Below are 9,502 nucleotides of genomic sequence, written 5' to 3'. Positions count from 1 at the left end.
CCACACCGATGAACACCGGCAGGGGGCGCTTGAGCACCATCTGGAAGTCTGGAACCGTGAGGGTGAGCCCCATGGTGAACATGATGATGGTGAGGAAAAGGTTGATGTAATTGGTCAAGGGCGCAAAGGTCGCGGGGAACATGAAGGCCACGATGGCACCGATGAGGATGAATGCCGGGAAGGCCATCACGATGAAAGCCGCGGAACGGTCTTCCTTCTTGGCACTCTGATCAGTGTTCAGGTCAGGGTTCTGACCAGCATCTTGGTTGTTATTGATTGACACGGGGGCCACTCCAAAAAGACAGGAAAATCTCGGGTTCTAACTGACGTGAGACCGTGCTGATGGGTGGGCACAGAAATTAAATAAAGCATTGCCTATGAGTGTGGCGCATCATACTGTATCGATTAAGGGTGCCTGCTAACAATTCGTGTCTACCATTGGGGGCATGACAGACTTGATTACTTCCGGCCCACTGACCGTCTCCCCCATCGGCGCACACCTGACCTCCGCAGAATTCCCTTCAGGGGACATCCTGTTTCTCAGTTCCACAGCCAGATTCGAGGAGGGCTCAGCGATCCGTGGTGGGGTACCCCTGATCGCACCGTGGTTTGGCACCCTCCTGGATAAACAGCCCTCACATGGTTGGGCACGCACCAGCACCTGGGAGGTCATGGATGGTGAAAAAATCAGTGCCGGCCTGGAAAAGGACGGTTTTGAACTTCAGGTGGATATCTGGCGAACCGACGAGGGCTTCGAGATGACCTTGGGGCTGACCAACCAGACAGACAACACCGAGAAGGTCCAGCTGGCCTTCCACCCGTATTTCCGGGTCGGTGACATTGAGACAACCACGATCTCCGGGGCTGAGGGGATGCCGATCCTGGATCGCCTCACCGAGGAGACCAGCACTCAGGAGGGTGCGATCTCCTTCGCGGGTGAATATGACCGCGTGGTGTTGGGTGAACCGACCATGCTTATCCACGATCACACCCGTACCATCGAGGTCACCGGCCGTGGGCATGATGCCACGGTGGTGTGGAACCCGGCTGCCGAACGGGCGGCACAGCTTGATGATCTCGGTGAGGGCGAATGGCGCAACTTTGTCTGCGTGGAACCAGCCCTGTTGGGCCCTGACCTCAAGGGCGTGGATGTTGAACCCGGTGGCAGCGTCAGCATCGGGATGGTGGTGAAGATCTCCGAGAAGGCCTAGCAGTACTGGAGGGCCCGTTTTTCCCCACCCGGGAAGTGGTGGAGACCACGCTGCTAACCAGATTCTACGAGCGCTACACCGATCAGTGTATGAGCACGGCAGACCGCATTGCATACCTGACCACGGGGTTCACACCCCGGAGAATACGAGGTAAAGAAAAAGCGAGACGGCCCTTAAATCTCGTTTCGCCTCCTTCTGGAACGCCAATTCCGCCACAGTCCCCCTCGAAACTATTGACTACGGATGGAAACTGCTGACTTCGTCGATTCCGCGTCAATACTGGATTCACCAGTTCCTAATCACTATGCAGTGTCACCTGGTTCACGGCTCGGGAGAACTTTCGTGATGAGTAGCTTTATCGCTCAGAATCGCACTTCTGCATTCGTAGCAGCACCACCGGATTGTGACTACCGTGGGTCATACAGTGACAGTGGCACAAGGGGCGCATGAAAAAAGTACGACCCCGCGGCGTGCGCTCCGTCGTTGACGCGTGAACCGACTCCCCCGTCGACTCCGCGATCGGCCGAGCAGAAAGATGTCATCATGGCAACTAAGAATCAGTCCGACATGCACACACCACCTACTAAACGCAGTGCGTGAGTAGGACAGCTCATCCGATAAAAGCCATGCGGCCCCTTACATCCGCTGGACTTCGCCGGGGTCCGCCCCTGGCAGACAAGTATGTGAATCAAATGTTGACCACCCAGTGTTCAGTATTCGTGTGCACAAAACGGAAAAAGTCTGCAAGCCACGTTCACAATAAGACCCGTGAAACCGATTCCTGTCTGCCACTGACGTCGCATGACAACGTTTTACCTTGACACCCCCTGCTTCTACCGTGAGACACAAACGCGCAGAGACTTATGAAACGCCAGTATTCCACCTTAAGAAACGGGGCATGGAAATACGCGCCTTAAGCTGGATAAACAAACACACTGGTATCGACAGGTCCGGCGGTAGATCGTGGTGGGATCCACTGGCACTCGGCGCTGAAGTCATCATGTCTTCCAGATCGTGATAGCTCACCCCATCATGGCAATACCACCGCACCGCCACAGGATGGTTTCACGAGGGAAATAGCGACCCGAGAAGATACCCATGTCCCTGATCATTCCACACCAATTACCCTGTCAACCGAACCTAACAACAACACCGGAAGGTAAAGGTGGTCTCCCGAGACACTACTTATCTGGAACAGGGCGAAGGCTTAGCTCAGTTGTGATAAAGAAGATCCTGGCACCCAGTGGACATCACTCAGGATAGTTTTTGACCACGAGCTGAAAGCTTCAAAAATAGCACATACCGCAATTAGTGAAGTAGTAAATCCTGGGCTTGGATCTTTTGGAAGACGCAGCTGGCTAGGGTGACATCATCGCATGGTGTTGGTGACTGCGGCATACCTGTTTGTCACGATCCAGCGGTTGGCTGTCACCGACCCCAAAGCACGCAAGGCGGTGTGAGCTTCCATGTCCCACTCATCACACTTCAAATCACGGTCATCGAACTGTTGGGATGCTGCCAACACTGCCGCCACACCCCATCTAATAAAGCACTACTGATGCTGGAGAAAAATAAAGAACAGGTGGGCCTCCCACAGGGGTGTTGTGGGTGCCCACCTGTTCTGCGGGGCATCAGGGGCGGGATCTTCCGCTGCTGATGCCCTGAGATTCAGGCGTTATCAGGGGTGTGTGGGCCTTAATCGGGGGCTCTTACTTGATACCGTGGAGTTCCTTGAACTCACGGCGACGGGTATGCAGGATCGGTTCGGTGTATCCGGATGGGGATTCCGTACCCTTGAGGATCAGATCCTTGGCCGCCTGGAAGGCGATGGACTGGTCGTAGTTTGGTGCCATGTTGAGGTAGTTCGGATCACCGGCGTTCTGGCCATCAACAACCACAGCCATGCGTTCCAGGGACTCAATGATCTGTTCCTCGGTGACAACACCGTGGCGCATCCAGTTGGCCAGGATCTGGGAGGAGATGCGCAGGGTGGCGCGGTCCTCCATGAGTGCGACATCGTGAATATCTGGAACCTTGGAGCAACCAACGCCCTGTTCCACCCAGCGCACAACATAACCGAGGATGGACTGGCAGTTGTTGTCCAGTTCTTCTCTCTTTTCTGCATCAGACCAGCTGGTGTTTACGGCAACAGGCAGCTCGATGATCTTGGACAGGGTGTCGCGACGGCCGGCGGCACGCAGCTCATCCTGAACCTTGAACACATTGACCCGGTGGTAGTGGGTTGCGTGCAGGGTGGCGCCGGTTGGGGAAGGAACCCATGCAGTGTTGGCACCTTCACGGGGCTGACCGATCTTCTTCTCCAGCATCTCACCCATGAGTTCGGTCATGGCCCACATGCCCTTACCAATCTGAGCCTTACCTGGGAGTCCGCGGTGGATTCCGGTGTCCACATTGTTGTCCTCGTAGGCCTGCTTCCACGGTGCGGTCTGCATATCAGCCTTGCGCACCATGGCGCCAGCTTCCATGGAGGTGTGGATCTCATCGCCGGTGCGGTCGAGGAAGCCGGTGTTGATGAAGGCCAGGCGGTCAGCGACCTCCATGATGCAGGCATCCAGGTTGACGGAGGTACGACGCTCCTCATCCATGACGCCGACCTTGAGAGTGTGGCGTGGCAGATCCAGCAGGTCTTCAACGCGGGCGAAGAGTTCATTGGTGAATGCAACTTCCTCAGGTCCGTGCTGCTTAGGCTTCACAATATAGATGGAGCCTCGGCGGGAGTTCTTCTTCTTGTTCTGTGGTGCGATTCCCGGGATGGCGCAGAGACTGGTGATGACGGCATCCATGATGCCCTCGAAGATCTCCTCGCCATCGATGAGGATGGCCGGGTTGGTCATGAGGTGACCGACATTGCGAACAAACAGCAGGGAACGGCCGTGCAGGGTGATCTCAGCACCGTTCTTACCGATGTAGAGACGGTCATCGTTGAGCTTGCGGGTGAAGGTCTTATCTCCCTTGGCAACTTCTTCGGTGAGTTCTCCGGTGTTGAGCTGGAACCAGTTGGTGTAACCCAGGGTCTTGTCCTCAGCGTCAACGGCTGCGATGGAGTCCTCGAAGTCCATGATGGTGGTCACGGCAGATTCTAAGATGATGTCCTTCATACCGGTCTTATCGTTCTGACCAATGGGGTGGGAAGGGTCGATCTGCAGCTCGATGTGCAGACCGTTGTTCTGCAGCAGGATGGCGGTGGGGTCCTGGAAGTGGCCGGTGAAGCCCAGGTAGGCGTTTTTATCCTTCAAACGGTGGATGCCGTCACCGATATGAGCGGCCAACTTGCCGTCGGTGATGTTGTACTTCTCAACATCAGCGTGGCTTGCACCTTCAATGGGCAGGACAGCGTCAAGGAAGTCACGTCCCCACTCAATAACCTTCTGGCCACGGACAGGGTTGTAGCCCTTGCCACGCTCTGCGCCATCCTCATCCGGGATGGCATTGGTTCCGTAGAGGGCGTCATAGAGGGATCCCCAACGGGCATTAGCTGCATTGAGGGCGAAGCGGGCATTGAGGATGGGGACAACCAGCTGTGGGCCGGCGGTGGTGGCGATCTCAGAGTCGATGTTCCGGGTGCGGATCTCGGCGTCAGCAGGTGCATCGACCAGGTAGCCGATCTCGCGCAGGAATGCCTCATAGGCCTCTGGGTCCTGCTCACCTGGATTTTCACGGTAGTACTCATCCAACTGGGACTGCAGCTCATCACGGCGTTCCAGCAGTTCGCGGTTGCGTGGGGTGAGATCGCGGACGATCTCGCCGAAGCCGTTCCAGAACGCCCCTGCATCCACGCCCACCCGGGGAAGTACTGACTCGGTCAGAAAGTCACGGAGGACTTTCGAAACCTGCATTCCACCGACGGAAACACGCTCGGTCTGGTCAGCGGTCTTAATCTGCTGATCGTTCATGGAAGGCTCCTTCGAAGCAAGAGTTCTTGAGATTCTCGGTCATCTGTTGTGACAACCTCGCTCGGGCCCTGTGAGGGCTTGCGATACGAACAGACTAAGTGATGAGAATCACCGAGCCAATAGGTTTGCGAACTTTACCTAGCCACTACCCCCGCAAAAGATTGGTCACACCTGCACCTTGAAGCCCCCTTCAAGGAACATGCCCGTGAGCGGGCATTTCATTAGATATCGAGGTTTTCCCAGTACAAACGTACTAGCGCTCAGAATCATCATCGCACTTGCAAGGTTATAACTTTGCAAGCTTTGCAACAGGGGTGGTCACCCCCGCACAAAACTTAAAAACCCAAAGGCGTTGACTGCCCACTGCCCGATGGAGCATTGTGTGAAGCACGCCACCGCAACAGGGGTTGCAGATCACTCAAATAGTTTCCGAGTGTTTTGCACAACACCTCAAGGGCAACGGCACATCTCACCGAATGCGATTCATAGCATTACCAAGAAGGAAGTGACTTCAGATGTCAAACGTTGGAACGCCACGCACCGCACAGGAAATTCAGCAGGATTGGGACACCAACCCACGCTGGAACGGCATCACCCGCGACTACACCGCAGAGCAGGTTGCAGAGCTTCAGGGTTCTGTCGTCGAGGAGCAGACCCTCGCACGCCGCGGCGCTGAGATCCTCTGGGATGCAGTTTCCGCAGAAGGCGACGGCTACATCAACGCACTGGGCGCCCTGACAGGCAACCAGGCTGTGCAGCAGGTCCGCGCCGGACTGAAGGCTGTCTACCTCTCCGGTTGGCAGGTCGCCGGTGATGCCAACCTCTCCGGCCACACCTATCCTGACCAGTCCCTTTACCCAGCGAACTCCGTTCCAAGCGTTGTCCGCCGCATCAACAACGCACTGCTGCGTGCCGACGAGATCGCCCGCACTGAGGGTGACGATTCCGTTGATAACTGGGTTGTTCCAATCGTCGCCGACGGTGAAGCTGGCTTCGGTGGCGCACTGAACGTCTACGAACTGCAGAAGGCCATGATCGGCGCAGGCGCCGCTGGCACCCACTGGGAGGATCAGCTCGCTTCCGAGAAAAAATGTGGACACCTCGGTGGCAAGGTCCTCATCCCGACTCAGCAGCACATCCGTACCCTCAACGCTGCCCGCCTAGCATCTGACGTTGCCAACGTTCCTTCCGTTGTCATCGCCCGCACCGACGCAGAGGCAGCAACTCTGATCACCTCTGACGTTGATGAGCGCGACCAGCCATTCATCACCGGTGAGCGCACCGCTGAGGGCTACTACCATGTCAAGAACGGCATCGAGCCTTGCATCGCCCGTGCGAAATCCTACGCTCCTTATGCTGACATGATCTGGATGGAGACCGGTACTCCTGACCTGGCTCTGGCCAAGCAGTTCGCTGAGGCTGTCCACGAAGAGTTCCCAGACCAGCTGCTCTCCTACAACTGCTCCCCATCCTTCAACTGGTCCGCACACCTTGAGGCAGATGAGATCGCTAAGTTCCAGAAGGAACTGGGAGCTATGGGCTTCAAGTTCCAGTTCATCACCCTGGCAGGCTTCCACTCCCTCAACTACGGCATGTTCGACCTGGCTTATGGTTACGCACGCGAGGGCATGACCTCCTTCGTCGACCTGCAGAACCGTGAGTTCAAGGCTGCTGAAGAGCGCGGCTTCACCGCTGTCAAGCACCAGCGTGAGGTTGGTGCCGGCTACTTCGACACCATCGCCACCACCGTTGACCCGAACTCCTCCACCACTTCCCTGAAGGGTTCCACCGAGGACTCACAGTTCTAATCTGACGCTGTGCCTGGTCACCTTCTCCCCTACTGGCCTCAAGGGGTGGGAGAAGGTGGCAACACTCTAAAAGTACTCTCTTTTTGTTCCACCCCTTTTTGCCACACTCCTCGCATAGCACCCCTTTGCCATCTGTCATCGCGATAGAGGGCAAAGGGGTGCTTGCGTTGCACCAAAGACGGTGCCTATCGACGCCCCCTCATTAGCCGGTGGCCCCTCGATCACGTCGGGTGCCCATCACACTTTTGATCACATCAAACCCTCTTCCCCCACCTTTAATCATAGGCAAGGCTTAAACTTGAAGGACACCTCCATTTCTTCAGACATGCCCCCATGAGGAGTTCCTTGCCCCAGAAACACGATGAACAGCCCCCACAACGTCAGAACCCCTTAACGTTGTTCACTGCTTTTCACACGCCGGGACCCCGCTGGCCGGGCGCCCTCCGCGCTGCCTTGGCACTGCTGATCCCAGGTGGCATCGCCCTGATGCTCGGCTATGAAACAGAGATGCTGCTGATCGCCGCAGGTGGATTCACCGTGATCTACGGGGAGGGACATCCCTACCGGAAACGCCTCCAGGTCATGGCGACCGCAGGTGCATTACTGGCAACAGGCGCCATGGCCGGCGCCTTTGTCGGCGAAGTAGTTTGGGCACAGATCAACGTCGGAGGTTCAATCTGGTGGCTGCTACTCGTGGTTCTTTTCGTCACTGTGCTGTCTACCGTGGGCACCTGGATTCAAAACGCCCTGAGACTCCCACCGCCCGGCAGTTTCTTCATCGTCATGGTGGCAGGCGGTTCCACCATGGTGGCCCGTCTGGGACTCAACCCTGTAGAGGTTGGCCTCTGGGCGCTGGTTGGTGTGGCAACCGGCCTCACCCTCGGACTTCTCCCCGCCCTGCTCGACCCACACGGTCCTGAAAAGCAGGCCGTGGATGTTCTGGAAAAAGCGGTCAAGGACTTTCAGAGGTCTCCCCAGCAAGTGGTGGCAAAAAATCACCAGGCTGAAACAGCCCTGTCCAACGCATGGTTCGCGCTTTCTGATGCCGGTGTTCTTGCCGGCGGACAGGTTCGCAAAACCGCACAATCGGACCTGGTGGCACGTGTGCAACGCGCACACACCAAACTCGCCATCCTCAACACCAGGATCCATGACACCGGGATGAACAGTGCACCGAGCACATCAGATGCTTCAGATTCCCGGAACTATCTGGATCTCTCCCGTACTGCCATTCCACATGCTCGCCCCTCAGTAACCTACCGCCTCTACCGCAGCGCTTCTCCCCACAGTCACGCCACCATCACCGCAGGAAAGGTCATGGTGTCTGCACTACTCATGGGCATCGCAGGTCTGGCTTTTGGTCTGGGCCGCCCTGACTGGGCCATTGTTTCTGGCCTACTCGTCCTCCAATGGGGCCCAGACCGCATCCCGGGCACCATCCGTGGCTTGCACAGGGTTGTTGGATCAGTCATCGGCATCGGCCTCTACGCCATACTCCACCTGGTTGGTGTTCAGGGATGGTCCCTACTCATCGCCCTGGCCATCTGCCAGTTTTTCGCCGAAGTGTTCGTGGTGAGAAACTACGCGCTATGCGTTATCTTCACCACGCCCCTGGCGCTGTTGATGGGCAACGCGATTACTGAGCCCCTGAGCGATATCGTGATCTCGCGAACAGCAGAAGTCCTGCTGTCAATCATCTTCTCGCTGCTTCTACTGTGGTTCTTCATCCCACAGGCCGATCAAAAACATCATGCCAGACTCATTCGCCGTGCACAGGACGCCATGGCAGGACTCCTCGGACGCATCCACATCACCAAACCCGCCGATGCCCTGGCAGAACGACGCGACCTGCAGTTTGAGCTGCTCAGTGAACGACGTGCTGCACAATCACGGGCGATGAATTCACCAGACAGTTCCGACGCATACTGGGAGGATCACCTGAAGATCCAGAGGGCCGGCTATACGCTGCTAGATTTCTGCACCACCAACGCCAACCGCAGCACCACCCTTGATGAGGTGGACCAGTTATCCACCATGATTCGGGATGTCACTCTAAACCTGGATACCGGGACACTGAATCCCACAAGGTCTCACGAACAATCTCCAGGGGAGCAGGTTTCAGACCCCACGCCTCAACCCCAACGTCGACCTGACCCCGGCCGGTGACGGGAAACTGGGAATGCAGATGACCGTGAATCAACAGAGGAACCGTGAGCCGCAGGTCATCATAACGTGAAGGCATTCCCACATGGTCCTGTCCTGGCCGCGGGAAATGGCACATGTACACATCTTCACCCTCCCAGCGGAGCTTCTGGAAAGCCTGAACAGAATCAAAAACTTCGAGGAATCTCCGCTGTCTTCTGTATGCAGATCGGAACAACGGATGACATGAGTCGTGATTGCCTGCAACTAGATGCTTCTCGACGCCGGGAAGTCTGTCCCCGATAAGTCCCAGTGCGCGTTCCTCAGCCTCTGACCGTCCGCTGGACAGATCACCAAGAATCCAGAGGGTATCTCCGGGGCGTACCGCATCCGTCAGATTTCCCAACACCATCTCATCGTGCTCATC

General features: G+C 56.7%; 6 protein-coding genes and 2 pseudogenes. 3 read left to right on the top strand and 5 right to left on the bottom strand.

What is annotated here, in order from left to right; translation table 11 throughout:
* Nucleotides 1-277: pseudogene (locus tag Q0M74_RS11095) on the bottom strand (bile acid:sodium symporter family protein); the annotation flags it as partial.
* Nucleotides 278-446: 169 nt separating this feature from the next.
* Here Q0M74_RS11095 and Q0M74_RS11090 point away from each other — a divergent pair.
* Complete coding sequence (locus tag Q0M74_RS11090) at nt 447-1,211, top strand: D-hexose-6-phosphate mutarotase (protein ID WP_293954421.1); 765 nt, start codon at nt 447-449, stop codon at nt 1,209-1,211.
* A 953-nt stretch (nt 1,212-2,164) separates the two neighbouring features.
* On the opposite strand, the pseudogene Q0M74_RS11085 reads toward Q0M74_RS11090, so the two are convergent.
* From Q0M74_RS11085 to glcB, 3 genes and pseudogenes are all read right to left on the bottom strand, one after another.
* Nucleotides 2,165-2,311: pseudogene (locus Q0M74_RS11085) on the bottom strand (IS6 family transposase); the annotation flags it as partial.
* 269 nt (nt 2,312-2,580) lie between these two features.
* Nucleotides 2,581-2,736 (bottom strand): hypothetical protein, encoded by a 156-nt coding sequence (locus Q0M74_RS11080; protein WP_293954419.1) that lies wholly within the window; start codon nt 2,734-2,736, stop codon nt 2,581-2,583.
* 184 nt (nt 2,737-2,920) lie between these two features.
* Nucleotides 2,921-5,125 (bottom strand): malate synthase G, encoded by a 2,205-nt coding sequence (glcB, locus tag Q0M74_RS11075; RefSeq protein ID WP_293954417.1) that lies wholly within the window; start codon nt 5,123-5,125, stop codon nt 2,921-2,923.
* A gap of 515 nt (nt 5,126-5,640) precedes the next feature.
* Here glcB and aceA point away from each other — a divergent pair.
* Nucleotides 5,641-6,933 (top strand): isocitrate lyase, encoded by a 1,293-nt coding sequence (gene aceA / locus Q0M74_RS11070; RefSeq protein ID WP_293954414.1) that lies wholly within the window; start codon nt 5,641-5,643, stop codon nt 6,931-6,933.
* 396 nt (nt 6,934-7,329) lie between these two features.
* A complete protein-coding gene (locus Q0M74_RS11065; RefSeq protein WP_293954412.1) occupies nt 7,330-9,099 on the top strand; it encodes an FUSC family protein in 1,770 nt (589 codons plus the stop codon).
* On the opposite strand, the gene Q0M74_RS11060 is transcribed toward Q0M74_RS11065, so the two are convergent.
* Nucleotides 8,981-9,502, bottom strand: a 522-nt coding sequence (locus Q0M74_RS11060; RefSeq protein WP_366088232.1) for a metallophosphoesterase, incomplete at its 5' end; no start/stop codon positions are given. The genes Q0M74_RS11065 and Q0M74_RS11060 overlap by 119 nt on opposite strands.

It is taken from the genome of uncultured Corynebacterium sp. (assembly GCF_945649885.1).
In the GTDB taxonomy this organism is placed as follows: Bacteria; Actinomycetota; Actinomycetes; order Mycobacteriales; family Mycobacteriaceae; genus Corynebacterium.
Note: the sequence above shows the minus strand (reverse complement) of the source record. Positions and strands in the feature narration are given on the sequence as shown.

Coding starts and splice junctions, on each gene's coding strand:
- Q0M74_RS11090 (WP_293954421.1), top strand. CDS start 447: ATGACAGACTTGATTACTTCCGGCCCACTGACCGTCTCCCCCATCGGC.
- glcB (WP_293954417.1), bottom strand. CDS start 5,125: ATGAACGATCAGCAGATTAAGACCGCTGACCAGACCGAGCGTGTTTCC.
- aceA (WP_293954414.1), top strand. CDS start 5,641: ATGTCAAACGTTGGAACGCCACGCACCGCACAGGAAATTCAGCAGGAT.